Here is a 26,317-nt window from a genome sequence, read left to right as displayed (position 1 = left end):
TGGCTGGATTCGAGAGACGGCGCAGCGACGCACAGCTTCTACAATGGCCGTATGTCTTCCGCGCCCCCCGTCTTCCCCCGTCCGCCGCTCGCCCCCCGCCACTGGCCGGCGTGGTGCGGCATCGGGCTGATGGCGCTGGCCGCACGCCTGCCCTGGCCACTGCAGCGCGCGCTGGGCCGTGCAATCGGTACGACATTGCGGCTTGCGCTTGCGAGCCGCCGCAGGATCGCCGACCGCAATCTCGCGCTGTGCTTCCCTGAGCGCGACGCCGCCGCGCGCAAGGCGCTGCTGCGCGCGCATTTCCACGCCCTGGGCATTGGCCTGTTCGAGTTCGCGCGCGCGTGGTGGGGCTCGATCGAACCGCTGCGCCGCGGGCTGGTCGTGGCGGGTGTCGAGCACATCGAGGCCGCGCGCGCGCAGGGGCGCGGGGTGATCGTGGTGTCGGGCCACTTCACCACGCTCGAGGTCTGCGGTCGGCTGATGTGCGACTACGTCCCGCTGGCCGGCATGTACCGTCCGCACACGTCGCCTGCGATGGAGTGGGCGGTGCGCCGTGGCCGCGCGCGTTATGCGGCGGCGATGTTCCCCAAACGCGACGTGCGCGGCACCGTGCGCCACCTCAAGCGCGGCGGCCTGCTCTGGTACGCGCCCGACCAGGACCCCAGCGGCGGCGACGCGGTCTACGTGCCGTTCTTCGGCCGGCCCGCGCACAGCCTGACCTCGACCCACCAACTGGCGCGCATGTCTGGTGCGGCGGTGGTGTTCTACCAGCACGTGCGCCGTCCCGATGGCGGTTACACGCTGACCCTGACGCCAGCACCGGCGCCCTATCCGACCGCCGACGCGACCGCGGACACCGCCACGGTGATGGCCGGCATCGAGGCCATGGCCCGCGCCGCACCCGACCAGTACCTGTGGATCCATCGCCGCTTCAAGCGACAACCGGATGGCGCGCAGCTGTACTGACGCCATTCGCGGGCACCGGGCGCCGAGCCGAGTGAAGGGGCTCGGCTTCAGCGCACCGCGTTGTCGCCCGGCGGCGCCGGCTCCTCGCGCGCCAGCAAGCTGCCGGCATAGAGCGCCGACAGCAGCAGCGTGAAGCCGCCCCAGAAGGTCGAATAGAACGCCAGGTGGGTGTTGAGCGGGAACACCGTCACCGCCAACGCCAGCATCGCCGGCCGCGCGCGTTCGCGCGCAGCCGGCGTCGCGTACCGCCACGCGCGCCAGGCCAGCGCCAGGCCGGCCAGCCACAGCAGCACGCCGATCAGGCCGGTCTCGCTGGCGACTTCGAGCACGATCTGATGGGCGTGGTAGGCCGGGCCATCGCCCCACTCGGCCACTTGCCCGGGCCGCGGGTCGCAATCGGGAAACGCCTCGCGAAAGCCGCGCGCGCCCACGCCGTTGACCGGGTGTTCGCGCACCATGCACCAGGCTGCGCCCCAGATGCGGGTCCGGCCCGACAGCGCAGTGTCGACGCCCGACTGGTCGGCCGACAGCCCCATCGCGGTACGTTCGACGCGCTCGCGCACCTGCGGCGAGACCAGTGCCACGACCACCGATACTGCGGCGCCCGCCACGAACACCGCCAGCAGCCGCTTCCAGCCCAGCAACCGCCAACCCGAGAACAGCAGCACCAGCGCGTAGGTCAGCCACGACGCGCGCGATCCGGCGAACAGCAGCACCACGCCGATCGCGGCACTGGCCACGACCCAGCCCGCTGCGCCGAAGCGCCGCCCGGCGGCATACAGTGCGAACGGCGCCAGGCTCGCCAGCACGATGCCGAGCTTGAGGTTGCAGGGCCCGAGCACGCCGCCCAGGCGGTCGGCCATCGCCACCTGCTCGGGCGTGCACATCGGCCGGTGACTGATCAGGTGCTTGAGCTGGTCGATGCCGAAGAACAGCGGGCTGGTGCCGAAGAACACCTCGACCAGGCCGTCGATCGTCCACACCGCGAGAATGATCGCCAGCCCGCCCAGGGTGATGCGGCGCCCCCGCCGGTCGGCGACCGCCGAGGCGACCAACCACAGGAACGGCAGGTAGCGCAGGTCGACCAGGGCTTCGCGCAACGCGCGCCCGACATCGACCGAGTCGATCGCCGAGATCAGCTGCGGCAGCCAGTACGCGCAGAACAGCACGCTGGTCAGCGCCCAGGCCGGGGCGCTGAGCAGCGCGCTGCCGCCACGGAAGCGCGCGCGCAGCAACAGTACGATCGCCACCAGGGCACCGAGCACCATCACGCCTTCGGCGTAGCCGGGCGCAGGCCACAGGATCACGAACGCCAGCACCCAGTGCGGCGCCCAGCGCCAGCCCACCGCCTGCGGTGCAGGCGTGGTGCCCACAGGCTCAATCGTCGTCGTCGAGTTCGTCATAGACCGTCAGTGTCGCTGCCTGCATGGCCTGCAGGGTGTAGGGCATCGTAGCCGGTGGCGCCGGCGGCCGGACCAGCAGGCCCATCGCCGCGTCGGCGAGCGCGGCGGCGTCGAACGGCGGCACCGCGCCTTCGGGCTGCAGTTCGGCCAGCAGCTCGCCCACGCCGCCATGGGCCCAGCCCAGCACCGGCCGCGCGCACGACAGCGCTTCGATCACGGTGCGGCCGAAGGCCTCGGGCTTGCGGGAGAGCTGCAGCACCAGGTCGCTGGCCGCATAGGCCTGCACGATCGCCGAGGTCGGCGGCGTCATCGCCAGCGCAGCGCCGCAGCCGGCTGCCTCGGCCTCGCGCATCAAGGCATCGAGGTAGGCCTCGCGGCCTGCCTCGCGCGCGCCTGGCATCCACAGCCGCGCATCGAGGCCCTGCGCGCGCACGGCCGCCAGCAGCGCGATCGCATCGCCGTGTCCCTTCAGACGGGTGCCGCGGCCCGGCAGCAACAACAGCGGGCCGTCGCCGCCGAGCGCCGGATGGGCGGCGGCGACGGCCGCGCGCACTTGCGGATCGGGACGCGGCGCGGCTGGGAAGCGCACCGGATCGATGCCACGGGGAATCACCCGCAGGCGAGTCGGGTCGGTCTGCGGATAGTGGCGCAGCAGATGCGCGCGCACGGTCTCGGACACGCAGATCACACGCTCGCCGCGCGCCATGATCGCGCTGTAGCGCGACGGCGAGTTCAGCCCGTGCATCGTGGTGACGAAGCGCGGGCGCCGCGCGTCCGGCATGCCGCGCACCGCCAGCCAGCCCAGCCAAGCCGGCAGCCGCGAGCGCGCGTGCACGATGTCGGCACCGGTCTCGGCGAACAGCCGCCGCAGCGTGCGTACATGGCGCAGCGCCCAGGGCCGCTTGACGCCGATGTCGAGCGCGATGTGGCGCGCGCCGGTGGCCTCGAGCTCGGGCACCAGCCGCCCGCCGGCCGACACGACGATGGCCGTGTGCCCCGCCGCGACCAGCGCCGATGCGATCTCGATCGTCGAACGCTCGACGCCGCCCGACGACAACGCCGGCAACAGCTGGACGACGGTCAGCGGACGACGCATGCGGCGCGGTGGACGGCGACGCCGCCGACGGTCAATCGACCAGGACGAAGTGCGCGCCGCAGTACGGGCAATCGGCCGCGCCGTCTTCGGCCTCGATCGGCAGGTAGACGCGCGGATGCGAATTCCACAGCGCCATCGACGGCAGCGGGCAGCTCAGCGGCAGGTCGGCGCGGCGCACCTCGTACTGCTTGGCGGCATTGGCTTGCGTCGGCTGGACGTTGGCTGCGGTCATGGCGGCGGCTTCGATCGAACGTGGAAGGCCGCCATTCTAGCCTGCGCGCCGGCTGCCCGTCGGGCCCCCGCCGCGGTGGCCGCGCTCAGCGTGGCAGGTCGAACAGCAAGACGTCGGCAAGGGCCTCGCCCGCGCCTTCGACGACCAGCGTTGCGGCCTCATCGACCCAGCCCAGCGCATCGCCGGCCGCCAGCCGCTCGCCGTCGACGCGCACCGCGCCGCGCGCGACCTGCAGCCAGTAGCGCCGGTCCGGCGACAGTGTCGTCTCGACACGCTCGCCCTCGTCCAGCAGCACGCCCTGCAGCGTCGCCTGCTGGCGGATCGCCAGACTGCCGTCGCGGCCGTCGGGCGAGGCGAGGACCGCCCAGGTGCCGCGCCGCGCGGCTGGGTCGAACGCGCGCTGCGCGTGGCCGGGCGGCAGGTTGACGCGGTCGGGCTGGATCCAGATTTGCAGGAAGTGCACCGGCGCCTGCGCCGAGCCGTTGAACTCGCTGTGCTCGATGCCGTGCCCGGCGCCCATCCACTGCAGTTCGCCGGCCGACAGCGCGCCGCGGCCGCCCTGGTTGTCCGCGTGCGCCAGTGTGCCCTCGAGCACGTAGCTGAGGATCTCCATGTTGGCGTGGCCGTGAGTCGGAAAACCGCCGCCTGGGGCGACGCGGTCCTCGTTGATCACGCGCAGCGGGCCGAAGCCCATCCACGCCGGATCGTGGTAGTGGCCGAACGAGAAGGTATGGCGGCTGTCGAGCCAGTCGGTCCGGACCTGGCCGCGAGCGTCGGCGGGGCGATGCAGTTTCATGACGGCACTCCTGGCGGTGCGACGATGGAGCAGAGGGGAGACGCGCATCGAACGCGTGTCACCTCCCCCGCGCGGGGCGGGTCGACGCGCACAGCGCGTCGGGTGGGGGCATGGGCCGTGGGCACACGGCGCCCACGACGAAAATACGCAGGGCCCGGGATTGACCACGGGCCCCGCTGGGACTCGCGACCCTGCCGCCGGCGCACCGGCGGCAGCGGACTTTACTGCGCGGCGGCAGCGGCCGGTGCGGCGGCGTCCTCGGCGACGACAGCCTCGGTCGTGATCCGCAGCTCGACCTCGTCGCTGACGTTCGGGGCATAGGCGCCCACGCCGAAATCGCTGCGCTTGATCTGCGCGACGGCGTCGAAGCCGGCGGCGGCGCGCTTGACCATCGGCTGCTCGCCGAACTTGTTGATCGTCACGTCGAGCACCACCGGCTTGGTGATGTCCTTGATCGTCAGATCGCCGGTGACCTTGAGCTTGTTGGTGCCCGCGCTCTCGACCGACGTGCTCTTGAACGTGGCGTTGGGGTACTTGGCCGCGTCGAAGAAATCGGCGCTGCGCAGGTGGTCGTCGAACTCGGAGACATGCGAGCTCAGGCCGGCCAGCGGCAGCGTGACCTCGACCGAGGAGGCGGACACGTTGTCGGCGTCGTACACGATGCGGCCTTCGACCTGGCCGAAATGCGCCACCGGATGCGAGAAGCCGAAGTGGCTCCACTGCGCGACCACGTCGGTGTGGTGGGGATCGAGCACGTAGGTGCCCGACACGCCGGCGATCGCCTGGGCGGTGTCCTGGGTTTCGGCCATCGCCTCGCCCGAGGGCTGGGCGGGCGCGGACGCGGCGGGGACATCGGCGGTGGTGGCGGGCGCGCCGTCCTGCTGGCCGCAGGCGGCAAGAGCGATGGCGGCGGCAAGCGGGAGCAGCAGACGGGTAGTGCGCATGGCAGTGTCCTCAGGTACGTGGATGGGAGTTGCGGGGCGGGGGTGCGGGTGCCTTCAGACGATGCGCGCGGCTTCGTCGAACGGCAGGCGCGGCGAGCGCGGGAATATCGTCGAGGGATCGCCCTTGCCCAGATTGACCAGGAAGTTCGACTTGACCGAGGTGCCGGCGAAGAACTCGGCGTCGACCTTGGCATTGTCGAAGCCCGACATCGGGCCGGTATCGAGGCCGAGCGCACGCGCGGCCAGGATCAGGTACGCGCCTTGCAGGCTGCCGTTGCGGAACGCGGCCTCGCGCCGGTTCTCGCGCGGGCCGTCGAACCATGACTTGGCATCGGTATGCGGGAACAGGAACGGCAACTTCTCGTGGAAGTCCTCGTCGTGGCCAATGATGACCGTGACCGGCGCCGACAGCGTCTTGTCGCGATTGCCCTCGCTCAGCGCCGGCGCCAGCCGCGCCTTGCCTTCGGCGGACCTGACGAACACGAAGCGGGCCGGCGACATGTTGGCCGAGGTCGGCGCGAACTTCAGCAGGTCGTAGAGCCGGTGCAGCGTGGCATCGTCGATCTGTCCGCCGAACCCGTTGTAAGTCCGGGCGGTGCGGAACAACTGGTCGAGCGCGGCATCGGGCAGGGCATCGGTCATCGAACGTCTCGCAAAGACTGGATTGGGCCGCAGTGTAGAGTCACGCGGCGGTGGCGCGCGTGCACCGCCCGGAACGGATGGTCACACTCGTGGAACGAAACCCGCACGACGGCGCCGATTGCCGACATATCTGGGCAGTCAGCGACGGCCGCGCCGGCAACGCCCGACAGGCCGAAGCCCTGGCGGCGGCGGTGGCGTCGGCTGCCGGCGTGACGCAGTGGCATCTCACGCCCCGGGCGCCCTGGCGCTGGGCCGCCCCCCGACGCCTGCCCGGCGCCGACACCGCGTTCGGCGACCGATATCGAGCGCAGCTGCATACGCCCCCTGCGCTCGCGATCGGCTGCGGCCGACAGGCGGCACTCGCCACCCGCCTCGCCGGCGCCCATGGCGCCCGCACGGTGCAGATCCTCGACCCGCGCATCGATCCGCACTACTGGGATCTCGTCGTCGTACCCGCGCACGACGCCCTGCGCGGCGACAACGTGCTGGTCGCGCGCGGCAGCCTGCATCCGGTCGATGATGACTGGCTGGCCGCCGCCCGCGCCGCGCATCCGGCACTGGGAATGCTGCCAGGGCCGCGGATCGCAGTGCTGCTGGGCGGCGATTCCAAGCACGGGCGCTTCGATGTCACCGCATTCGAGACCCTCGCCGCGCAGCTCGATGCGCTGATCGCCCGCGACGGCGGCAGCCTGCTGATCGCGGGCTCGCGGCGGACGCCGCTCCCCGTGCGCGCGGCGCTGCGCGCCCGCTACGCCCAACGCGCCGCCCTGGTCTGGGCAGATGACGCTGACGGCGCGAACCCCTACCCCGGCCTGCTCGGCTGGGCGGACCGCATCGTCTGCTCGGCCGACTCAGTCAACATGCTCTCCGAGGCCGCCGCGACCCGCGCCCCGGTGTTCGTGTTCGCACCCGAGCGCATCGATGGCGGCCCGCGCCGCTTCGTCGACAGCCTGATCGCCGACGGCCGCCTCCATGTGCTGGGCGACGCCCTGCCCGACACCCCCGTCGTTCCCCTGCGCGAAACCGCCCGGATCGCCACCGAAATCCGCGCCCGCCTCCTCTAGAACCGGGGTCAGAGTGCAATTTCCTTGGAAATTGCACTCTGACCCCGGTTTCTTGGGATGTGAACGCGGGCTCGACAGGGATTCGGCGAGGATTGGGGCGCACGTCCCTGCATCGCACGCCGTCGTCTGCGACCGGTCTTCGGTCGGGCGGGCTAACACGTCGTTTCCCTGCATCCCGAGGAATCTCCATGCGAGCTCTGGCCGTTCCGCTGCAGGATGCGCCGTCGGCCGAACGACTGCGAGACAGCGTCGACGCGCGCCTGTCCGACCTGTTGCCCCGTCCCGCGGATCACCGCGATCTGGTCTGCATGGCCATGCGCGAGGCCGCACTCACGTCGGGCAAGCGGACGCGACCGCTGATGGTCGTCATCGCAGGTCGGGAACTGGGCGGCGACCCGTCGGCATTGCTCGACCTGGGCTGCGCAGTGGAGATGGTGCACGCCGCATCGCTGGTGCTCGACGACATGCCGTGCATGGACAACGCCACGCTGCGACGCGGTCGGCCAACGATCCATCGTCGCTTCGGTGAGGACGTCGCCGCGCTGGCCTCGGTCGGCCTGCTCAGCCAGGCGTTTGCGACGGTCGCAGCCTTGCCGGGCGCGACCCCGGCCGCCCGCGCGCGCATGGTCGGCGTGCTCGCCACCGCGATCGGGCCGCAGGGTCTGGTCCGCGGCCAGTGCCTGGATCTGCGCGACAGCGGCGTCCGCGCCGCCGACGACATCGCCGACACCAACCACCTCAAGACCGGTGCGCTGTTCGCGGCGGCGCTGGAGATGACCGCGCTGCTCAGCGATGTCGACGAGGCCACGCGGCGTGCGCTCGTCCGGGTCGCGCTCGACCTGGGCCAGGCCTTCCAGCTGCAAGACGATCTGCGCGACCGGCACGACAGTGCGTCCACCGGCAAGGACAGTTACCAGGACGCCGGCAAATCGACGCTGCTGGCGTTGCTCGGCGCCGACGAAGTCGAGCGCCGGCTGCGCGCACATCTGCGGCGCGCCCGCGACACGCTGGCCGAGATCTACGGCGAGGACGGCGCCCTGGCAGCGTACTGCAGCCGCCTGTTCGGGGCGCCGCGATGAAGCTGGCATCTGGCGCCGACGATGCCGCGCAGTTGGTGGCGCGCAAGAACGACCATCTGGACATCGTGCTCGACGACGCTCGCGCTTGCACGCGCGTCGCAACCGGTCTGGCCGACTATGCGTTCGAACACTGCGCGCTGCCCGAGCTCGACCTCGATGCCATCGACCTGGGGACGACGCTGTTCGGGCGCCCGTTGCGCGCACCGCTGTTGATCAGCTCGATGACCGGCGGCGCGCTGCGCGCGACCGCGATCAACCGCCACCTCGCCGAGGCCGCGCAGTCGCTGGGCATCGCGTTGGCCGTCGGCTCGCAGCGGGTAGCGCTGGAAACCCCGGCCGACCACGGCCTGACCCGGGACCTGCGGCGCCGCGCGCCCGATGTGCCGATCCTCGCCAATCTTGGCGCCGCGCAGTTACGCGACGGCGGCCCGGACCTCGCGCGGCGTGCGATCGAGATGATCGACGCCGATGCGTTGATCGTGCATCTCAATCCGTTGCAGGAAGCGGTGCAACTGGGCGGGGACCGCGACTGGCGCGGCATCCTCGCCGCGATCGAGCATCTGGCCGCGCGCATGTCGGTCCCGCTGGTGGCCAAGGAGGTTGGGGCGGGCCTGTCGCCCGACGTCGCCCGTCGCCTGTGGGCGGCCGGCGTGTCGGTGATCGACGTCGCCGGCGCCGGCGGCACGAGCTGGGCCGCGGTCGAGGCCGAACGCGCGCGCGATCCTGCGGACCGGGCCGTGGCGATGGCCTTCGCCGGCTGGGGCATCCCGACTGCGCAGGCGATCGCTGCCGTCCGCCGGGCGCTGCCCGAGGCCACGCTGATCGCCTCGGGTGGGATCCGCGATGGCGTCGACGCCGCCAAGGCGATCGCCCTGGGCGCCGATCTCGTCGGCCAGGCCGCGTCGTTGCTGGCCAGCGCGGTGGCCTCGACCGAGGCGGTCATCGCCCATTTCGAGGTCGTGGTGCGCCAGTTGCGGATCGCCTGCTTCTGCACCGGCAGCTGCGATCTCGACGCCCTGCGCCGGGCTCCCCTGCGCGACCGGCACGGCGATCGCGTCCCGCCGCCCGCATGACCCACTTCGCATTCGTCGCCCCGCCCTTCCCCAGTCACATGCGCGCGCTGCAGACTGTCGCGCAGGCGCTGATCGACCGCGGCCACCAGGCCACTTTCTTCCACCTGCCCGAGGCCGCGGCCTGGCTCAGCGACTCGCGCATCGGGTTTCGCGGGGTCGGGGCGGCCGACCAGCCTGCCGGCACGCTGGCCGCGATGCTGCGGCGTGCCGCGCGGCCCGGGGGCCCCTTGGGCCTGCGCCGCGTCATCCAGGACATCGCCGAGGCCACCGACCTGCTGTGCCGCACGCTGCCCGATGCCTTCGCGCGCGCCGGCATCGACGCGGTGGTCTGCGATCAGATGGAAGCGGCCGGCGGCCTGGTGGCCGAGGCAGTCGGCCTGCCCTATGTCTCGGTCGCCTGCGCGCTGCCGGTCAACCGCGAGCCCGGCGTGCCGTTGCCGGTGATGCCGTGGGCCTACGCCGACGACGCCCGGACACGGCAGCTGTGCGAGGCGAGCAGCCGCGTCTATGACCGCCTGATGGCGCCGCACGGGCGGGTGATCGCGCGCCACGCGGCGGCATTCGGCCTGTCGCCCCGCCACGCGCTGCACGACTGCCTGTCGCCGTACGCGCAGCTCAGCCAGACTGTCGTCGGGCTGGAGTTCCCGCGCCATGCGCTGCCTGCGCACTTCCATCATGTCGGCCCGTTGCGCGACGCCACGCCCGATCCGCCGCTGCCGTTGGATCTGGCCGCGGACCGGCCGGTGGTGTTCGCGTCGCTGGGCACCCTGCAGGGCCAGCGGCTGGGGATCTTCCGTCGCATCGTGCGCGCCTGCCGCCGGCTGGATGCGCATCTGGTGCTGGCCCACTGCGGCGGTCTGTCGCCGCCCCAGGCGCGCAGCCTGCAGGTCCCCGGTGCTGTCGAGGTCGTCGACTTCGTGCCGCAGCGCGCGATGCTCGCGCGCGCCAATGCGGTGATCTCGCACGCCGGGCTCAATACCGTCCTCGATGCCTGCATCGCCGGCACACCGATCCTCGCGTTGCCGATCGCCTTCGACCAGCCGGGCGTCGCGGCGCGCGTGGTCCACGCCGGCGCCGGCCTGAAAGCCTCCGCGCACCTGGGCGGCGCCAGCACGCTGCGGCGCCTGCTCACCCGGCTGCTCACCGAACCGGACTTCCGGCAGCGTGCGCAAGCCCTGGGCGCATCGGCACAGGCCGCGGGCGGCAGCGCACGCGCCGCCCGGATCGCGGAAGCGGTGGCGGCCACCGCCCGCCCCGTGTTGGCCGAGGCGGCCTGATGGACGCGCACTACGACCTGATCCTGGTCGGCGGCGGGCTGGCCAACGCACTGATTGCGCTGCGCCTGCGCGATACCCGCCCGAACCTGCGCGTGCTGATGCTCGAGCGCGGTCCCCAGCCCGGCGGCAACCACACCTGGTCGTTCCACGACAGCGACCTGAGCGACGCGCAGCGGCGCTGGCTCGCGCCGCTGGTGCATCGCCACTGGCCGGCGTACACGGTGCGGTTTCCCGAGCGCCAGCGGCGCCTGGACGGGGGCTATGCCAGCGTGCTGTCGGACACCCTCGCAGGGCGCCTGCGCGACGCGCTCGGCGATGCGCTGCGCTGCGGCACATCGGTCGTCGATCTGACGCCGACCCAGGTCGTGCTCGGCGATGGTCGCACGCACACCGCCGGAGCCGTCATCGACGGCCGCGGCGCGCGCTCCAGCCGATTCATGGCGCTCGGCCACCAAGCGTTTCTCGGCCGCGTGCTGCGCACCGCGCAACCGCATGGGCTTGAACTGCCGGTGATCATGGACGCCGACGTGGCCCAGGGGCAGGGCTACCGGTTCGTCTACCTGCTGCCGTTCTCCGCCGACACCGTATTGGTGGAGGACACCCACTACGTCGACGACGCCCGGCCCGACGTCGATGCGCTCGGCGCGAACATCGACCGCTACGCGCGCGACCGCGGCTGGCAGGTCGCGACCTGCCTGCGCGAGGAACGCGGCGTACTGCCGATCGTGCTCGACGGCGACTTCGATGCGTTCTGGGACGAGGGCGGCCGCCAGCCGCGCGCCGGCCTTGCTGCCGGGTTGTTTCACCCGACCACCGGCTACTCGCTGCCGCACGCCGTCCGGCTCGCCGACCGCATCGCCGCAAGCCCCCGGCTCGATGCTGCCTCCCTGTACGCGCTCACCCGCAATGAGGCGCACACGCACTGGCAACGCCAGGCATTTTTTCGCGCGCTCAACCGCATGCTGTTCCGTGCCGGACGCCCGCAAGACCGCTGGCGCGTGATGCAGCGCTTCTATGGTCTGCCGGCCGGCCTGATCGCGCGGTTCTATGCCGACCGACTGCAATTCCTGGACAAGCTGCGCATCGTCGCCGGCAAGCCACCGGTCCCGGTCGCAGCCGCCTGGCGCGCGGTGCGCGACACCCCCATCGCCTCGAGGAAGACACCATGACGGCACCCAGACGCGCCGTGGTCATCGGCGCGGGTTTCGGCGGGCTCGCGCTCGCCATCCGGCTGCAGGCCGGCGGCTGGCAGACCACGTTGCTCGAAAAGCGCGACAAACCCGGCGGCCGCGCCTACGTCTACGAAGACCAGGGCTTCGTCTTCGATGCCGGTCCGACCGTCATCACCGACCCCTCGGCGCTGGAGGAACTGTTCGCACTGACCGGCCGGCGCATGGCCGACTACGTCGAGCTGCTGCCGGTCGAGCCGTTCTACCGATTGTGCTGGGAGGACGGCTCGCATTTCGATTACGCCAACGACCAGGAGGCGCTCGACCGTCAGATCCACGCGCGCAATCCGGCCGATGTCGCCGGCTACCGGCGCTTCCTCGCGTATTCCAGGGAGGTGTTCGAAGCCGGTTACATCGAACTGGGCGCAGTGCCGTTCCTGTCGTTCCGCGACATGCTCGCCGCCGGTCCGCGTCTGGCCCGGCTGCAGGCGTGGAAGAGCGTGTATGGCATGGTGGCGCGCTTCATCCAGGACGAGCACCTGCGCCAAGCGTTCTCGTTCCATTCGCTGCTGGTCGGCGGCAATCCGTTCAAGACCTCGTCCATCTACACCCTGATCCACGCGCTGGAACGGCAGTGGGGTGTGTGGTTCCCGCGTGGCGGCACCGGCGCGCTGGTGCGTGGGCTGGTGCGCCTGTTCGAGGACATGGGCGGGCGCATCGAACTCAATGCCGACGTCGCCCGGATCGAGGTCGAACAATCGCGCGCGACCGGCGTGCAGCTCGCCGACGGCCGGCATTTCGCGCTCGACGCGCTGGCCTCCAATGCCGATGTCGTGCACACCTACGACCGCCTGCTGGGCCATCATCCGCGCGGCGTACGGCAGGCAGCCGCGCTCAAGCGCAAGCGCTTCAGCATGTCGCTGTTCGTGCTGTACTTCGGCCTGGATCGCCGCCACGAGCAGTTGCGGCATCACACCGTGTGCTTCGGCCAGCGCTACCGTGGGCTGATCGACGAGATCTTCGACGGCAAGGCCCTGGCCGACGACTTCTCGCTCTATCTGCACGCGCCCTGCGCGACCGATCCGTCGCTCGCGCCGCCCGGCTGCGGCAGCCACTACGTGCTCGCACCGGTGCCGCACCTGGGCAACGCCGATATCGACTGGGACACCGAAGGCCCCCGCTACCGGGACCGCATCTTCGACTACCTCGAGCGCTTTTACATGCCCGGCCTGCGCCAGCAACTGGTCACCAGCCGCTTCATCACCCCGTTCGATTTCCGCGACACGCTCAATGCGCATCACGGCTCGGCGTTCTCGCTCGAGCCGGTGCTGACCCAAAGCGCATGGTTCCGTCCGCACAACCGCGACGCCGACATTCCCAATCTCTATCTCGTCGGCGCCGGGACCCATCCCGGCGCCGGCGTCCCCGGCGTGGTCGGCTCGGCCAAGGCCACAGCGCGGTTGATGCTCGACAGCGCCCCGGCATGAGCACCGCGCTGCTCGCGCATGCGCATCGCACGATCGCGGTCGGCTCCAAGAGCTTCGCCACCGCGTCGCGGCTGTTCGATGCCCGGACCCGCCGCAGTGCCGTGCTGCTGTACGCCTGGTGCCGCCACTGCGACGACGTCGTCGATGGCCAGCAATTGGGCGGAGCTGGCACGACCGATCCGGACGGCCGCGGCGCCGAGCGTCTGCAAGTGCTTTATGACCAGACCCACCGCGCCTACGCGGGCGAGACGATGACAGCGCCCGCCTTCGCCGCGCTGCAGGCCGTCGCACGGGCGCACCGCATCCCGATCGCACTGCCGCTGGCGCATCTGGACGGCTTCGCGATGGACGTCGAGGGGCACCGCTACGACACATTCGACGACACGCTGCGCTACTGCTACCACGTCGCCGGCGTGGTCGGCCTGATGATGGCGCGCATCATGGGCGCGCACGACGAGGCCACCCTCGACCGCGCCTGCGACCTCGGCCTGGCGTTCCAACTGACCAACATCGCCCGCGACATCGTCGACGACGCGCGGGTCGGCCGCTGCTACCTGCCCCAGGCCTGGCTGGCCGCGCACCAGGTGCCGAGGACCGAACTGGCCGACCCTCGCCACCGGCACGCATTGGCCGAGATGGCCGCAGCGCTCGTACGCGCCGCAGAGCCCTACTACGCCTCCGCCCGGCACGGCCTGGCGGCGCTGCCGCTGCGCTCGGCGTGGGCGGTCGCCGCGGCCCACGGGGTCTATCGCGAGATCGGCCTGCGGGTCGAACGCGAAGGCGCGCGGGCCTGGGATCGGCGGGTCAGCACCTCGCGTGCGACCAAGCTGCGGCTGCTCCTGCGCGCCGCCGGCACCGCGCTGCATTCGCGGCGGCAGGTCTCGCCCGCGCGCCCGGCAACGCTGTGGCAGCGGCCGTCGGCCTCAGACGCGGGGCGGTGACCTGCGCGCCTCGTGCCGCCGCAGCGGGCCGCCGTGGAGGCGCCGCAGATCGGTCTTGAGCCGGTCCACCGAGGGCGCCCACAGGAAGCCGAACGACACGCAGCCGTCCTTGCCGTCCACCGCGTGGTGCATGCGATGGGCCTGGTACAGGCGCTTGAGATAACCGCGCCGCGGCACGTAGCGGAACGGCCAGCGCTGGTGCACCAGGCCGTCGTGGGCGATGAAGTAGAGCGCGCCGTAGGCGGTCATGCCCGCGCCGATCCATTGCAGCGGCGGCCGGCCGTTCGTCCCCAGGTAGATCAGCGCGATCGCGATGCCGGCAAACACCACCGCGAACAGGTCGTTCTTCTCGAAGCGCCCGCGACGCGGAACATGGTGCGAACGATGCCAGCCCCACCCCCAGCCATGCATGATGTACTTGTGCGCGGCCCAGGCCACCCACTCCATCGCAGCCAGGGTGCAGAGGAAGACCGCAGTGTTGGTGAGCAGGGACATGGCCGGCGTCGCAGGCGGATGCGACAGCGTACCCAGACCTCGTGGAAGGCCGCGTCAGTGCCGCGTGGCCCGAAGGCCGGGGCGCCCGTGACTCGGCCCCGATCCTGGCGCTCGGGCTGGCGTCTGGAGGACAGGCTGGCTTTCCCGCGCTTGCGCTGGTTGCGTCACGACCGCCTGCTCGTCGTGGCCACCCTGGCCCTGCACGTGCTGTGGCTCGCGCTGCTGGACCGCAGCCTGGTGTGTCCCTGCGGCGTGGTCTCGCTGTGGCAGTTCAGCGACGATCCTGCGCAGAACTCCCAGCAGGTCGCCGACGCCTACTCGCTGCTCCACGTCGTCTTCGGAATGGGGCTCTACCTCGTCTTCACCTGGCTGCGCCCGCGCTGGCCGCGCATCGACCGCGCCGTGCTGGCATTGATCAGCAGCACCGCCTGGGAGATCGTCGAGAACACGCCGGGCGTCATCGCCCTACTGAACAATGCGACCAACGCCGCGCCGGATTACCACGGCGACAGCATCCTCAACTCGCTGGCCGACACCGGCTTTGCGATGCTCGGCTTCGCGATCGCCGCCCGTCTGCCTTTGCGGTGGATCCTCGCACTGGCACTGGCGCTCGAACTGGTCGTGAGCCTGCGCATCCACGATGGGTTCCTGCTTGCCGGTGGGCGTCTGGTGTTCGGGCTCTTCGGGCGAGGCGGGTAAGCGTCGCCGCGCGGTGGGCTCGCTCAGATCCGGCCGCCGGGCGTGCGCGGCAGCAGCGCCGTCGCCAGCCCCAGCAGCGGCAGGAACGCGGTGACGTGGTACACCCAGACGATGCCGCGCGCGTCGGCCAGTTGGCCGAGCGCGGCCGCGCCGATCCCGCCGATCCCGAACATCAGGCCGAACATCACGCCCGACACCATGCCCACGCGGCCCGGGACCGCCTCCTGCGCGTAGACCACCAGCGCGGCGAACGCCGACGACATCACCAGGCCGATCACGACGGCCAACACGGCCGTCGCCACCAACCCGACATACGGCAGCGCCAGCGCGAACGGCGCCACGCCCAGGAACGAGATCCAGATCACCGCCTTGCGCCCGATGCGATCGCCGACCGGACCGCCGGCAAACGTGCCCAGTGCGATCGCGCCGAGGAACAGGAACAGGCAGACCTGGCTCTGCTGCACACCCAGGCCGAACCGCTCGATGAGGTAGAACGTGAAGTAGTTGGTGAACGAGGCGATGTAGACGAACTTCGCAAACATCAGCACCGCCACCACCGCGATCGCCTGGACGACCTTGCCGCGCGGCAATCCGCTGCCGCGGCGGCCCGCCAGACTCGCCAGCCGCGCCTGGCCATGCTGCACCGACCAGCGCGTGAGCCGCAGCAGCACAAACACCGCCAGCGCGGCGACCAGCATCAGCCAGGCGACCGCCGACTGCCCGTGCGGGATCACGACCGCGGCCGCCAGCAGCGGCCCGATGGCCTGACCGGTGTTGCCGCCGACCTGGAATGTCGACTGCGCGGTGCCGAAGCGCCCACCCGATCCCATCCGCGCCACGCGCGAGGCCTCGGGATGGAACGTCGCCGAGCCAACGCCGACGATCGCCGCCGCCAGCAACAGCATCGGATAGCTGTGCGCCGCCGCGAGGGTCGCGATGCCGACGAACGTCACCGCCATGCCGGCCGGCAGCAGATACGGCATCGGGTGACGGTCGGTGTACAGACCGATCCACGGCTGCAGCAGCGAGGCGGTGATCTGGTAGACCAGCGCGATGCCGCCGATCTGCGCGAAGCTCAGATCGAAGTCGGCCTTGAGCATCGGAAAGATCGCCGGCAACGTGGCCTGGATCAGGTCGTTGAGCAGGTGCGCGAACGCGGCAGCGCCGACGACACCGAGCGCGAACCCCTGCGGTGGGGACGCGGGACCGGGCACGGCGGCGGGATCGGACAGCGGCGGGGTCTGCGACATTCGTGTGATCGATCGAGCCGGCGCCGCATCGCTGGGACTGACGGTGGGCGCGAACGCGCCGGCCGCGACAGGCCACGCCGGCGGCGCCGGATTCGTCTGCATGGGGGGAGGCGCGAAGCCTAGGCCATCGCGGCAGGCGTGTCATGCGACGGGCGTGGTGCCGGCCGCCCGGCCACAGCGAACATCCGGACGCGCGTGGTCGTTGCGCCCGGTCGCCCGAAGACGCGGGATTCGACGTGATCGCGCCCTCGGCCGCCGAGCCGGGACCCCGGGTCGCCCCCAGCTTGCGAGCGGGTCCGGGCTGGCTATGCTCGAATGCGACACCCGCGGTCTGCAGGAGGCTGCCGTGACACACGCACTCCAGTTCGATGCCGTATCAGGCGGCGCGTTGCCGCCGTACTGTCCCGCGCCGCCGCCGGCAGGCATGGACGCGCGCCAGTCCGCGGATTGGTGGCACGGCCCGGCGCCTCAGGAGCAGCAGGCCTACCAGACCTACCAGTCCGCCAGCTTGGGTGCGCTGGATGGTCTACCGGCGGAGGTCCGCCATGCGGCAAACCTCGACGTACTGCGGGCGGATGCGGTCAACGGCACCGACCGGCAGAACGCCCAGGCCTTGCTGGACCGGATCGAGGGCAGTTGGCACGACCCGGACGCGGCGGACATCTATCTGCTCGGCTACACGCCGCCAGGGGCCGGCAATTCGCCGGACGCCCGGGTCGTCGCCAGCCTCGGCAATCCCGACACCGCGGACAACGTGGGCATCTATGTGCCCGGCACGGGCAGCGATCTTTCCAACATCGGCGGCGCGCTCGACCGTGTCGACGACTTGCGCGCGGAAGCGGACATGGTTCCGGGCGCAGGCGAGAACGCCACCATCGTCTGGCTCGGCTACGACGCGCCGGACACTGTCTGGAGCGCGCGCCGCGACGATTTTGCCGCGGACGGCGCGCAGGACTTGAGGTCCTTCACCGAAGGGCTGCGCACGTCCAGCCAGAGCCCGGGCGCGCGCGTGACCATCATCGGCCACTCCTACGGCTCGACCGTGATCGGCCACGCCGATGCGCTGGGAACCGGCGGCCTGGCGGTCGACGATGTCGTCGTCATGGGCAGCCCCGGACTCGGCGTGGGGAGCGTCGAGGACTTGCACGTCGACGACGCGCACTTCTGGTCGGGCATGGCCAACAACGACGAGATCAGGTTCACCCCCCGCTGGATCCATGGGCCCAATCCCGTGAACGCGGGCTACGGTGGCCAGCGGATCGACACCGGCGACGCCTCGGGGCATTCGCAGTACTGGAATCCAGGCGGCGAATCGCTACGCAACCAGGCGTACATCATGACCGGAAACCCCGGCATGGTCTCCACGGTGGCGCCCCGTTGACGCCTCGCGCCCGATCTTGCGCCGGCACGTTGCAAAGGCCAGCAACGCCCCAGGCGTGACCCCACCGCGCGCGCGTCTGCATGCCGGCGCCATCGCCAGCGTACTGCTCGCCGTGTCCGCCGGCACGGCTTGTCAGGCCGCATTCGACGGAGTACAGATGGACACCATGGAGACCAAGGACAGCCTGCAGGCGGCACGCGAGTTCGTGCCTCGGGTCGAAGCATTCCTGGAGACCCTGCCGATCGGCCGGGAGAAGTTCTCGGTACGGGTCAACCGCTGCGAAGGCACGGAAGGCGAACAGCGCAACGACCTCTACTACATCTGGGTGGGGCTGCAGGGCGTGGCCCATGCGCAAGATGCCGGTCGCATCCTCGACGACGTGCACGCTCGCTGGAACGCGGCCGGCTGGCCTGTCACGCGATACCGGCAGTTGCCCAACGGCGGCGTCAACGTCGCGGCCACCGACAGCGAGACCGGCGATGCCTATTCGCTGGATTCGGGCTTCGACAAGGGGCCACAGTCGTACATCGTCGGTTTCTTCAATACACCCTGCTACCGCAGCGCTTCGGGCGACGTGCAGTTCGGCGAGATCCGCCAGCGCCTGGACACCGCGACGGCGCCGTAGCGGTCCGCGCGCCGGCCGCGACGCCGCCGCAGGCTGCAGGGGGGGACCGCAGGGCGCTATCATTGCGGACATGCCCCAGGCCATGCCCTTGCTACTGCGCGCCGCCCAGATCGAAGACATCGACGGCATCTTCGCGGTGCGCACGTCGGTGCGCGAGAACGCGCTGACGCTCGAGGAACTGGCCGAGCTGGGCATCACCCATGCCTCGGTCGCCCAGATGCTCGCGCAGGCGCCGTGCGCGTGGGTGGCATGCGAAGCGTCGACGATCGTGGCGTTTGCGATGATCGACGAGCAGGCGGGGTCGCTTTTCGCCGCCTTCGTGCTGCCGAGCCACGAAGGCCGCGGCATCGGCCGGGCGCTCGTCGCGCGCGCCGAGCAGGCGCTGTTCGCCCGCCATCCCGTCGCCTGGCTCGAGACCGCGCGCGAATCGCGCGCGGCAGGGTTCTACCGGCGCCTGGGATGGGGCGACGAGCGCGACGTGGGCGGCGGCGACATCCGGCTGCAGAAGCGGCGCGCCTGACGCAGCCATCGGGACCGGGCGGCGATCCCGATCGCCCCCTCGCGACATGCGAAGCCATCGACCTGCCGGCCAGGCCGGTGTCGGCGTACTCGCCCGATGTCGGCGTGGGCTTGCCGGTATAGCCGGCCTGCAGCACGTCGCCGTCCCGGCCTTGTGCCCGGATCCTGTCCCAGGCCGCCAGCGGACGCCGCCAGATCGACCGCGTTGGACGCAAGATCACGGCGATGGGCCGTCCGCACCCGTCCCCGGCCCATGCGCTGCCGGGTCGTGGGACGGTCGACGGTCGATACGCGTCCACTCGATCATGAGCAGCGCCATGCCGGCGTTGAGCACAAGTTCGCCCGGCCAGATCGCCGCGTAGCCGCTGGCTGTCAGCATCGCTTCGACCAGCCCGACCACGTCGACGATGGCACCGGCGGCGACCAGCGCGCAGCAGAGCTTGATCCCGCGTCCGTACACGGTCGCGGTCATCATCCACAGCGCCGCGGCCGCCAGCAGCGACGTGACGACCAGGTACGCAGGATTCATGGCGCGTCCTCCCGATCCCTGCCCACGACCCGCTCGACCAGGCGTTCGGCCATGCGATCGCCCCGGCGGTGCAGCAGCCGCTGCAGGATGGCGGTCGCCTGCAGGCCGAAACAGCCGACCAGAAACGCGATACCCGCCTGCAGATGCGCCCCGGCACCGGCGAAGAAGCGCTCGTTGAGCGCAGGTCCGACGAATACCGCCACCAGTGCCCCGCAAGTCACCCGCACCATCGCGCGATGCCGCGACGGCGTGTCGTCCAGGATCAGCGGCAGCAGCGCACCGCTGACGCCAGCGAGCACGATCCAGAGCTGGACCAGCATGCTGTTCATAGCCCCGCCCTCACTTCGGCACCAGGACGACGGCACCGCCGTTGCCGTCGCGCACGACGGGCAAGCCGCCAGACGTGGGCGCGAGCATGATCGTCCCGCCCACCAGCCGGTCGCACCGCCCGCCATTCGAATTGGCAGTGAACACGTGCCACTGCTGTCCGGGCTTGAGCGCTGCCAGCTCCAGGATGACCTGGCAGCCCCCCGCCCCATACTGGTACCACTTGCCGGACCGCTGGCCCAGCACAGCGGCGTCGAGCGCCAACTCGACCGCGCCCCCACGTGCCTCCCTGAGCATGAGCGTCTGCGCACCGGCCGCGGTCGTCGCATCGCCCGCCGGGCGCAAGGTCAGCGACGCCGCGGACACGCCGCCCAGGCGCATCTCGCCGCCGTCTCGGGTCACGGTCAGCCTGCGGCCCAGCAGGCGATCGCAGGCCGCACCGCCGTCCACGGACAGACCCACCACGTAGACGTCCGCATCGCGCTCGAGCGGCACGGTGCATGCGAGTGGCGCCCCCAAACGGAGGTCGCCGCCACCGGCATCCAGTCTCAACCGAATCGCGTGCGGCATCGCCCCGTTCCAGTCGCTGCCCAGCCAGACACTGGGCTCGACTGCCTGGCCCGCGAATGCGGGCAGCATCGCGGCGAGCACCGCCGCCCATCGGATCCCCGACTTGCTCATCGTCCTGTCTCCCTGTTCGTCGGCCGCGGAATGCAGCCGATCACCCCCACGCCCACCACGCCGCCGTGGCCGCGGTCGCGGCCAGTGCCGCCGCGATCGCCGCGATCCAGGTGGTCGCGCGCCCGCGGCGCGCCATCGGCGGCAACCGCCGGGCGATGGACTGCGCCGCCTCGGGCGTCAACTCGAACTCGATGACGCGCTTCATGCCCCGGTCTCGTCGACCGGGCGACCCAACGGTAGCGGGTCGCCATCGAAGTAGATCCGCACGTCGTCGCACCCCTCGCCGTGCAACTCGATCCGGAGCTGGTGGATCGCCGCCCGCTTGCGCCTGCGGCCCAGCAGCCGCAGCGCGCGCACGGCGCCATCGGGATCGCGCCGCACAGTGCAGGCGAAATGCAGTTCGGCATGACCGAGACGATGCCGGCGCCAGGGTCGCAGGCGTTCGAGCGCAGCGCCGCCATGCGCGAGCCGCAGCAGCGCGTCGTGCCGACAACGCTGGAAGACTGTCTCCATGCGCACGCGCCCATCGAGCACGGCGCCACGGAAGGCCTCGACCAGCATGTCGAGCGGATAGCGCTGCGTCTTCACTCAGGTGCCCTCCATCCAGGCAGGCCTGCGCGGAAAACCCACGTGATAGCAGAGCCACTGCAGCACCACTTGGTGTTCACCGACCTGGAGGATGGTGAAGCTCTTCTCGAGCCCGATGATGCTGCCGCGCGGCGCATCGGTCAGGCAGCGGTTGAGCAGCGCACGCGCCGTCTCGACTTCCTCGTCGGTGCGCAGGCGCGTGGGGTTGTCGGTCCCCACGACAATGCGCTTGACGAACTTCACCTCGCTCAGGTCGAACATTGCGTGCTCTCGATTCGTGTTCGGTCGCCAAACACCGGAGCGCATCGCCGTCGGCGTCGCGCCTTCCATGCAGATCACTGCGAAAGCGCGCCCGCGCACGCGGCGCGGGCGCGATGCGATCAGGTCACCGGCACCGGCGCGCTGATCCTCCTCGGTGCACAGGCCGTCTGCAGGATGTCGAGCACACGCGCCAGCCCCTCGGGCAGGCCGTTGTCCTCGGCATGCACGTTGACGTGGTACTTGGCCGAGTTGTCCGACGACCGGGTGTTCTCCTTGTGGGTAGCGACCGAGCCCTGGATGCGGACCTTGGCGCTGAACACCCCCCAGCCGACCTGCATCGTTGCGTCCAGGGTTGCCGAGGCGTCGGTGCTCTCCTTGCTGGAGAACGAGGACTTCACCTCCATGTCGAAGGTGACGTCCACCGTGTTGATCGACAGGTTGGGCACCTTGACGATCGCCAGCAACGGCACCTCCAGTTCCACTTCCTCTTCGTGGATGCCGGGGTTGGCCGGGTCGATGCTGTCCACCGGCCGCTTGAAGCGGAACGTGGCGGTGCGCGTGTCGCCGACGCCATGGGGGTCGTTCGCCGGATCGGCGGGCGGCAGAAAGCCGATGACCTTGATGAAGTCGGCGGTGGCCTGTGCGAGCCGGACCTGCGCGTCGCAGGCCGCGTTCAGCGGTCCGCCGATGAGATCGCCCATCGGCAACCCTTGGAACTGATCGGAAATGTTGACGAGTTCGTTTGCCATGTCAGTGCTCCTTGAAGTCCGCTAGACCGGAAGGTCGCCGTCCTCGGGCGGCCAGCTCTGGCCGACCGTGCGAAAGACGCCTTGGGTCTGCGCGAGATGGTTGATGAGTCTGGCGGCGCCGTCCGTCGGCTCGGAGCCCTCCACGCGCAGCACCACGTGGACGGATCCTTGTCCACCAGCGACCGCCGCGCCGGTGTCGACGTTGATACAGGGCCGGGGCCCGCTGCTGCGGCGTGTCCAGGCGCGCTCGGGCGGATCGTCGCGAGCAGGCGTCTGCTCTTCACGCGCGGTCAATCCGCCCAGGTCGGCGTCGAAGGTGATCTCGACGTCCTTGATGCGTAGCACGTTGGTGGAGACCAGCGGCAGCAGCGGCGCCCGATAGAGATCCTCGTCGCCGGGCTGCGCGTCGGGATGCATCGACGGCAGCCGGATCACCACGCTCTTGGGCCGGTTGTCCTCGTCGAAGAACTCGCCCAGGTGCGCGGTCTGGTGCTGCTCGATCCGGTCCTGCGCCTCGATCACCGCGCCTGCGAGCGCTTCGATCAGGCTGTTGAGCGTCGTCTGTGTCGTCATGTTCGGAGTCCTCGTCGGCGGGCGCCGGGTGTGCGTTCAACCGGCCGCCGGATCGGCGGGAAAGGACTCGACCCGCGCCAGCCAGCCGCGCAGGAAGCGCTGCAGCGAGGGCCGTCGCGCGACCAGCGTGCGGTAGTAGTCGATGCGCCCCTTGCGATAGGCGAGATACACCGCGACCGGGTCCGCCGCCTGGAGCGCGGCAAGCGTGCCGCGGCCGAACGCCCCGTCCACCTGCAGCCGCGGCTGCGCCCCCAGATCGTTGAGCACGCGTTGCAGCAGCTTGATCGCGTTGGCGCCGGCGTTGACGTGGAAGTCGAACACGATCTCGGCCAGCGGCTGCAGCGCGATCGCGTCGCCATGCACCGTGTCCCAGTACAGTCGGCGATAGAGCACTGCAGCCTGCGCATCGGTCAGCGCATGCAACGCTTCCAGGCTGGGCGCCACGCCCAGCAGGGCCTGCGCATGCCGGCGAAAGGTGGCGAAGGTGATCCCCTTGTTGGTCGCGCCGCCCGGGTCGGCCGGGTCGTTGACGTAACCGCCCTCCAAGCGCAGCAGATGGGGGAAGAAGCGTTCAAAGTCGGCCATGACATCCTCGTTGCGCAGCTGCGCTGTGCGGTGGATGCAGCCTCGCCGACGCCCTGCCCGGGGCCCATCGGCAGGATGCCGAGACCGCGACGCGCGCATGCCGACCTTGCATCACCTGCGCGCGCGAGCGTTCGGCGTTCGCGCCCGCGGCATCGGACCTGGCGCCGCCAAGGATCGGCATCGCACCGATGGTCAACGGTGCGACCGGCGACAACAGTGCCGTGCACGCGCCGTTGCGCGCGTCCGAACCCGGCACCCGCATGGCGACACACCTTCTGCCGCTTCCCTGCCCGCCAGCGCGCACGCGCACAACCCGCGTGCCGTCAGCGGGCGCCGTGCGCACCATCGGCGCCGGCCTCCTCCAGGCGACTGATCCCTTCGCGCAGCGCATAGCGGGTCAGGCCCGCGATGCCCACGACGCCGAGCTTGGCGAACACATGCTCGCGATGCGTTGCCACGGTCTTTTCGCTGATGTGCAGCCGCGCGGCGATCTGCCGCGTCGACCAGCCTTCGGCATAGAGTTGGGTGACCTCGCGCTCGCGTCCGGTCAACGGCGACGGCCCCAACGCGGCATCGCGATTGCGGTAGGCATCGATGAATACCGCCTCCAATCCCGGACTGAGCACCATGCGGCCACCGGCCACGCCGCGCAGTGCGGCGAGCAGGACCTCGACCGGATCGCGCTTGAGCACATAGCCGCGCACACCGGCATCGAAGGCCTCCTTGACCGCGCTATGGCTGCCCGCGTGCGCCAGGCACAGCACGCGCGCCTGCGGCGTTCTCGCCAGCAGGCGGCGGGTCGCCTCGATGCCATTCATGCCCGACATCGCAGGCTCGACCACCGCGATGTCGAACGCCAGGCGCCGCGCGAGCCGCAGCATCTCCAGGCCGTCGCCGGCCACCCCTGCGATCTCGAGCTGTGGGTCGCCGGCGAGCAATGCGCGCACACCGTCGCGCACCATCGTCTGGCCGTCGGCCAGCAGGATGCGCAGCGTCATCGTGCACCTCCGCGCATCCCCTGGCCCGATCCCAACGCCTCGCGCTGTTGCGCGGTCACCTCGTTCCCATGCCGTCGCCGGATCATCGCTCCCTCCCTAGCGTCGATGACGCGGCGAGCGCCGCCTCCGGACCGAGCATCGCCAGTGCGCCGACCTAAGTCCTTCCGGAAAGCTTCCGGGCGGGCGGCTCGACGCGACAGCCATCGATGCGCGACTCGCGCTGATCGCAGGCGCGCGCGTTCCAACGGACACGGACACGCGAAGACACCGGCATCTGTGCCGGCGCCACAGGAGGGCGAATGGCGAACAAGACCCCAGCGATCTTGGGCCGATTCCGGATGGGCGACTGGATCGTCGTTCCCGCAGAGGGCCGCCTGCTGCGCGCAGGCCATCACCGCCGCCTGGAACCCAGAACGATGACATTGCTGTGCGCGCTGGCTGCGAGCAACGGCGCGGTCCGCAGCGCCGACGCGTTACTCGATGCCTGTTGGCCCGGACAGGACCTGGGCGACAACGCGGTGCACAAGCACGTGGCGCTGCTGCGCGCCGCACTGGGCGACAGCGCCCAGGCCCCGCGCTACATCGACACATTGCACCGGCGCGGCTACCGGCTGCTGGTCCCAGTGGCGCCGGTCATCGCACACGCCGGGATCGCCAGCGCGGATGCGGATGCCGCCGCCCTGGTCGCGGGCACCCGTGCACTGGACGATATCCTCGCCCCCGCGCCGCGGACACCGGACGCCGCCGTCGATGCCCTCGTCTTCGCGCGCCTGGCCCACGACAACCGTCGATTGCGCACGCTGTGCGCGGCATTGCTACGCCGGTGCCGCGCATCCGCGCAGCACTGGCCCCCGGCCAGCTGAGTCCACGGCGGCGCAGCGGACGACGTGCGGCTTCCTGTGCGCGCCTACGCGACCTCGAGCACCACCTTGCCGAAATGCGCGCCGGCCTCGAGGTAGGCGTGCGCGGCCGCGGCGTCGCCCAGCGGGAAGGTGCGGTCGACGACGGCGCGCACGCGCCCTTCGGCGATCCACGGCCACACCACCCGCTCGACCGCCTCGGCCAGGCGCGCCTTCTCGTCTGCACTGCGAGGACGCAGCGTCGAGCCGGTGAGGACCGCCTGCTTCTGCATCAACCGCATGACCGGCACGTCCAGCACCGCGCCGCCCAGCGCGGCGATGTAGACAATGCGGCCGCCGCGGTTGAGCGCACGCAGCGTCGCTTCGAACGTCGGTGCGCCGACCATGTCCAGCGCCACGTCGATGCCGCCGTGCGTGCGCGCGAGCTCGGCGAAATCCTCGGTCCGCGTATCGACCGACACATCGGCGCCCAGGGCGCGCGCATGCGCGGCCTTGTCCGCACCCCGGCTGCACGCAAGCACATGCGCGCCGGCCGCGCGCGCCATCTGGATCGCCGCCACGCCAATGCCCGAGGTCGCGCCGTGCACCAGCAGCCATTCGCCCGCCCGCAAGGCGCCATGCTCGAACACGTTGGCGTAGACCGTGAACACCGTCTCGGGCAGCGCGGCGGCGTGAATCCAATCCAGCCCATCGGGCATCGGCAACACGTGCCGGGCATCGGCCACTGCGTGTGTCGCATAGCCGCCGCCGCCCAGCAGCGCGCAGACCCGGTCGCCCGGCCGCCATCGCCCTGCGCCGTGCACGATCTCGCCCGCCACCTCCAGGCCGAGCGTCTCCGGCGCACCGGCCGGCGGCGGGTAACTGCCGATGCGCTGGACGAGGTCCGGTCGGTTGACGCCCGCCGCACGCACCCGGATCAGCACCTGCCCCTCGCCCGGTACCGGCATGGGCAGCTCGACCGGATGCAGCGCATCCGCGTCACCCTTGCCATCGCGGATGGCGATGGCGGTCATGGTCGATTCCAGCAT

At 71.0% G+C, this 26,317-nt stretch carries 32 protein-coding genes; 13 read left to right on the top strand and 19 right to left on the bottom strand.

Annotated elements, in window-relative coordinates; all coding sequences use genetic code 11:
- The first annotated feature begins 51 nt into the window (after positions 1 to 51).
- Complete coding sequence (gene lpxL, locus ABE487_RS05655) at positions 52 to 966, top strand: LpxL/LpxP family Kdo(2)-lipid IV(A) lauroyl/palmitoleoyl acyltransferase (protein ID WP_346442641.1); 915 nt, start codon at positions 52 to 54, stop codon at positions 964 to 966.
- A gap of 47 nt (positions 967 to 1,013) precedes the next feature.
- On the opposite strand, the gene ABE487_RS05650 is transcribed toward lpxL, so the two are convergent.
- From ABE487_RS05650 to ABE487_RS05625, 6 genes are all read right to left on the bottom strand, one after another.
- A complete protein-coding gene (locus tag ABE487_RS05650; protein ID WP_346452870.1) occupies positions 1,014 to 2,339 on the bottom strand; it encodes an O-antigen ligase family protein in 1,326 nt (441 codons plus the stop codon).
- A 4-nt stretch (positions 2,340 to 2,343) separates the two neighbouring features.
- Positions 2,344 to 3,465, bottom strand: a complete 1,122-nt coding sequence (locus tag ABE487_RS05645; protein ID WP_346447138.1) for a glycosyltransferase — start codon at positions 3,463 to 3,465, stop codon at positions 2,344 to 2,346.
- A 31-nt stretch (positions 3,466 to 3,496) separates the two neighbouring features.
- Entirely contained in the window at positions 3,497 to 3,697 is a 201-nt protein-coding gene (locus ABE487_RS05640) for a zinc-finger domain-containing protein (protein WP_346442636.1), read from the bottom strand.
- Positions 3,698 to 3,782: 85 nt separating this feature from the next.
- Positions 3,783 to 4,493 (bottom strand): pirin family protein, encoded by a 711-nt coding sequence (locus ABE487_RS05635; RefSeq protein WP_346442634.1) that lies wholly within the window; start codon positions 4,491 to 4,493, stop codon positions 3,783 to 3,785.
- A 221-nt stretch (positions 4,494 to 4,714) separates the two neighbouring features.
- Positions 4,715 to 5,437 (bottom strand): YceI family protein, encoded by a 723-nt coding sequence (locus ABE487_RS05630; RefSeq protein WP_346447139.1) that lies wholly within the window; start codon positions 5,435 to 5,437, stop codon positions 4,715 to 4,717.
- Positions 5,438 to 5,491: 54 nt separating this feature from the next.
- Positions 5,492 to 6,079 carry a malonic semialdehyde reductase gene (locus tag ABE487_RS05625; protein WP_346442631.1) on the bottom strand — a complete coding sequence of 196 codons (588 nt, stop codon included), beginning with the start codon at positions 6,077 to 6,079 and terminating at the stop codon, positions 5,492 to 5,494.
- Positions 6,080 to 6,156: 77 nt separating this feature from the next.
- Here ABE487_RS05625 and ABE487_RS05620 point away from each other — a divergent pair, with 77 nt between their 5' ends.
- The 7 genes from ABE487_RS05620 (at position 6,157) to crtB (ending at position 14,169) form a co-directional block, all read left to right on the top strand.
- Positions 6,157 to 7,143: a mitochondrial fission ELM1 family protein gene (locus tag ABE487_RS05620; protein WP_346451732.1), complete on the top strand. Its 987-nt coding sequence runs from the start codon at positions 6,157 to 6,159 to the stop codon at positions 7,141 to 7,143.
- Between the two features lie 188 nt (positions 7,144 to 7,331).
- Positions 7,332 to 8,222, top strand: a complete 891-nt coding sequence (locus ABE487_RS05615) for a polyprenyl synthetase family protein (RefSeq protein ID WP_346452196.1) — start codon at positions 7,332 to 7,334, stop codon at positions 8,220 to 8,222.
- Positions 8,219 to 9,295 (top strand): type 2 isopentenyl-diphosphate Delta-isomerase, encoded by a 1,077-nt coding sequence (gene fni, locus ABE487_RS05610; protein ID WP_346452195.1) that lies wholly within the window; start codon positions 8,219 to 8,221, stop codon positions 9,293 to 9,295. The genes ABE487_RS05615 and fni overlap by 4 nt, the downstream gene beginning before the upstream one ends.
- The gene (locus tag ABE487_RS05605; RefSeq protein WP_346452194.1) at positions 9,292 to 10,572 is read left to right on the top strand and encodes a glycosyltransferase; all 1,281 of its coding nucleotides are present in this window, start codon (positions 9,292 to 9,294) and stop codon (positions 10,570 to 10,572) included. Before fni ends, ABE487_RS05605 begins: the two co-directional genes overlap by 4 nt.
- A complete protein-coding gene (gene crtY / locus ABE487_RS05600) occupies positions 10,572 to 11,741 on the top strand; it encodes a lycopene beta-cyclase CrtY (protein ID WP_346452193.1) in 1,170 nt (389 codons plus the stop codon). Before ABE487_RS05605 ends, crtY begins: the two co-directional genes overlap by 1 nt.
- Positions 11,738 to 13,228 (top strand): phytoene desaturase, encoded by a 1,491-nt coding sequence (locus tag ABE487_RS05595; protein ID WP_346452192.1) that lies wholly within the window; start codon positions 11,738 to 11,740, stop codon positions 13,226 to 13,228. The genes crtY and ABE487_RS05595 overlap by 4 nt, the downstream gene beginning before the upstream one ends.
- On the top strand, positions 13,225 to 14,169 hold the full coding sequence (gene crtB, locus ABE487_RS05590) for a 15-cis-phytoene synthase CrtB (protein ID WP_346452191.1): 945 nt from the start codon (positions 13,225 to 13,227) through the stop codon (positions 14,167 to 14,169). The genes ABE487_RS05595 and crtB overlap by 4 nt, the downstream gene beginning before the upstream one ends.
- On the opposite strand, the gene ABE487_RS05585 is transcribed toward crtB, so the two are convergent.
- A complete protein-coding gene (locus ABE487_RS05585; protein WP_346444292.1) occupies positions 14,152 to 14,664 on the bottom strand; it encodes a sterol desaturase family protein in 513 nt (170 codons plus the stop codon). The genes crtB and ABE487_RS05585 overlap by 18 nt on opposite strands.
- 87 nt (positions 14,665 to 14,751) lie before the next feature.
- Between ABE487_RS05585 and ABE487_RS05580 the strand changes: the two genes are divergently transcribed.
- Positions 14,752 to 15,363 carry a DUF2585 family protein gene (locus ABE487_RS05580; protein WP_346452190.1) on the top strand — a complete coding sequence of 204 codons (612 nt, stop codon included), beginning with the start codon at positions 14,752 to 14,754 and terminating at the stop codon, positions 15,361 to 15,363.
- A gap of 23 nt (positions 15,364 to 15,386) precedes the next feature.
- On the opposite strand, the gene ABE487_RS05575 is transcribed toward ABE487_RS05580, so the two are convergent.
- Positions 15,387 to 16,613, bottom strand: a complete 1,227-nt coding sequence (locus ABE487_RS05575; RefSeq protein ID WP_346444289.1) for an MFS transporter — start codon at positions 16,611 to 16,613, stop codon at positions 15,387 to 15,389.
- Between the two features lie 424 nt (positions 16,614 to 17,037).
- Here ABE487_RS05575 and ABE487_RS05570 point away from each other — a divergent pair, with 424 nt between their 5' ends.
- The 3 genes from ABE487_RS05570 (at position 17,038) to ABE487_RS05560 (ending at position 19,139) form a co-directional block, all read left to right on the top strand.
- Complete coding sequence (locus ABE487_RS05570; RefSeq protein ID WP_346452189.1) at positions 17,038 to 17,994, top strand: alpha/beta hydrolase; 957 nt, start codon at positions 17,038 to 17,040, stop codon at positions 17,992 to 17,994.
- Between the two features lie 55 nt (positions 17,995 to 18,049).
- A complete protein-coding gene (locus ABE487_RS05565) occupies positions 18,050 to 18,619 on the top strand; it encodes a hypothetical protein (protein WP_346452188.1) in 570 nt (189 codons plus the stop codon).
- A 70-nt stretch (positions 18,620 to 18,689) separates the two neighbouring features.
- The gene (locus tag ABE487_RS05560) at positions 18,690 to 19,139 is read left to right on the top strand and encodes a GNAT family N-acetyltransferase (RefSeq protein ID WP_346452187.1); all 450 of its coding nucleotides are present in this window, start codon (positions 18,690 to 18,692) and stop codon (positions 19,137 to 19,139) included.
- Positions 19,140 to 19,355: 216 nt separating this feature from the next.
- Here the strand turns inward: ABE487_RS05560 and ABE487_RS05555 are convergent, their stop codons facing one another.
- From ABE487_RS05555 to ABE487_RS05510, 10 genes are all read right to left on the bottom strand, one after another.
- Positions 19,356 to 19,667 (bottom strand): hypothetical protein, encoded by a 312-nt coding sequence (locus ABE487_RS05555; protein ID WP_346444285.1) that lies wholly within the window; start codon positions 19,665 to 19,667, stop codon positions 19,356 to 19,358.
- Complete coding sequence (locus tag ABE487_RS05550; protein ID WP_346444284.1) at positions 19,664 to 19,996, bottom strand: hypothetical protein; 333 nt, start codon at positions 19,994 to 19,996, stop codon at positions 19,664 to 19,666. The genes ABE487_RS05555 and ABE487_RS05550 overlap by 4 nt, the downstream gene beginning before the upstream one ends.
- A 10-nt stretch (positions 19,997 to 20,006) precedes the next feature.
- Positions 20,007 to 20,675 carry a hypothetical protein gene (locus ABE487_RS05545; RefSeq protein WP_346452186.1) on the bottom strand — a complete coding sequence of 223 codons (669 nt, stop codon included), beginning with the start codon at positions 20,673 to 20,675 and terminating at the stop codon, positions 20,007 to 20,009.
- Between the two features lie 40 nt (positions 20,676 to 20,715).
- Positions 20,716 to 20,880 carry a hypothetical protein gene (locus tag ABE487_RS05540; protein WP_346444282.1) on the bottom strand — a complete coding sequence of 55 codons (165 nt, stop codon included), beginning with the start codon at positions 20,878 to 20,880 and terminating at the stop codon, positions 20,716 to 20,718.
- The gene (locus ABE487_RS05535; protein ID WP_346452185.1) at positions 20,877 to 21,263 is read right to left on the bottom strand and encodes a hypothetical protein; all 387 of its coding nucleotides are present in this window, start codon (positions 21,261 to 21,263) and stop codon (positions 20,877 to 20,879) included. Before ABE487_RS05535 ends, ABE487_RS05540 begins: the two co-directional genes overlap by 4 nt.
- Positions 21,264 to 21,524, bottom strand: coding sequence for a hypothetical protein (locus tag ABE487_RS05530; RefSeq protein ID WP_346447155.1), 261 nt, complete (start codon positions 21,522 to 21,524; stop codon positions 21,264 to 21,266). It lies immediately after the preceding gene.
- Positions 21,525 to 21,643: 119 nt separating this feature from the next.
- Positions 21,644 to 22,273, bottom strand: a complete 630-nt coding sequence (locus ABE487_RS05525) for a DUF2589 domain-containing protein (RefSeq protein ID WP_346444278.1) — start codon at positions 22,271 to 22,273, stop codon at positions 21,644 to 21,646.
- A gap of 21 nt (positions 22,274 to 22,294) precedes the next feature.
- Positions 22,295 to 22,846 carry a DUF2589 domain-containing protein gene (locus ABE487_RS05520; RefSeq protein ID WP_346444276.1) on the bottom strand — a complete coding sequence of 184 codons (552 nt, stop codon included), beginning with the start codon at positions 22,844 to 22,846 and terminating at the stop codon, positions 22,295 to 22,297.
- Between the two features lie 36 nt (positions 22,847 to 22,882).
- Positions 22,883 to 23,431 (bottom strand): glycosyl hydrolase 108 family protein, encoded by a 549-nt coding sequence (locus ABE487_RS05515; RefSeq protein ID WP_346444275.1) that lies wholly within the window; start codon positions 23,429 to 23,431, stop codon positions 22,883 to 22,885.
- A gap of 323 nt (positions 23,432 to 23,754) precedes the next feature.
- Positions 23,755 to 24,429, bottom strand: a complete 675-nt coding sequence (locus ABE487_RS05510) for a response regulator transcription factor (protein WP_346444274.1) — start codon at positions 24,427 to 24,429, stop codon at positions 23,755 to 23,757.
- A gap of 299 nt (positions 24,430 to 24,728) precedes the next feature.
- Here ABE487_RS05510 and ABE487_RS05505 point away from each other — a divergent pair, with 299 nt between their 5' ends.
- Positions 24,729 to 25,292 (top strand): winged helix-turn-helix domain-containing protein, encoded by a 564-nt coding sequence (locus tag ABE487_RS05505; RefSeq protein WP_346444273.1) that lies wholly within the window; start codon positions 24,729 to 24,731, stop codon positions 25,290 to 25,292.
- 44 nt (positions 25,293 to 25,336) lie between these two features.
- On the opposite strand, the gene ABE487_RS05500 is transcribed toward ABE487_RS05505, so the two are convergent.
- A complete protein-coding gene (locus ABE487_RS05500) occupies positions 25,337 to 26,317 on the bottom strand; it encodes an NAD(P)H-quinone oxidoreductase (RefSeq protein WP_346444272.1) in 981 nt (326 codons plus the stop codon).

It is taken from the genome of Luteimonas sp. TWI596 (assembly GCF_039674105.1).
Classification (GTDB): Bacteria; Pseudomonadota; Gammaproteobacteria; order Xanthomonadales; family Xanthomonadaceae; genus Luteimonas.
The sequence above is the reverse complement of the archived record's forward strand: the minus strand, read 5'-3'. Positions and strand labels throughout refer to the sequence as shown.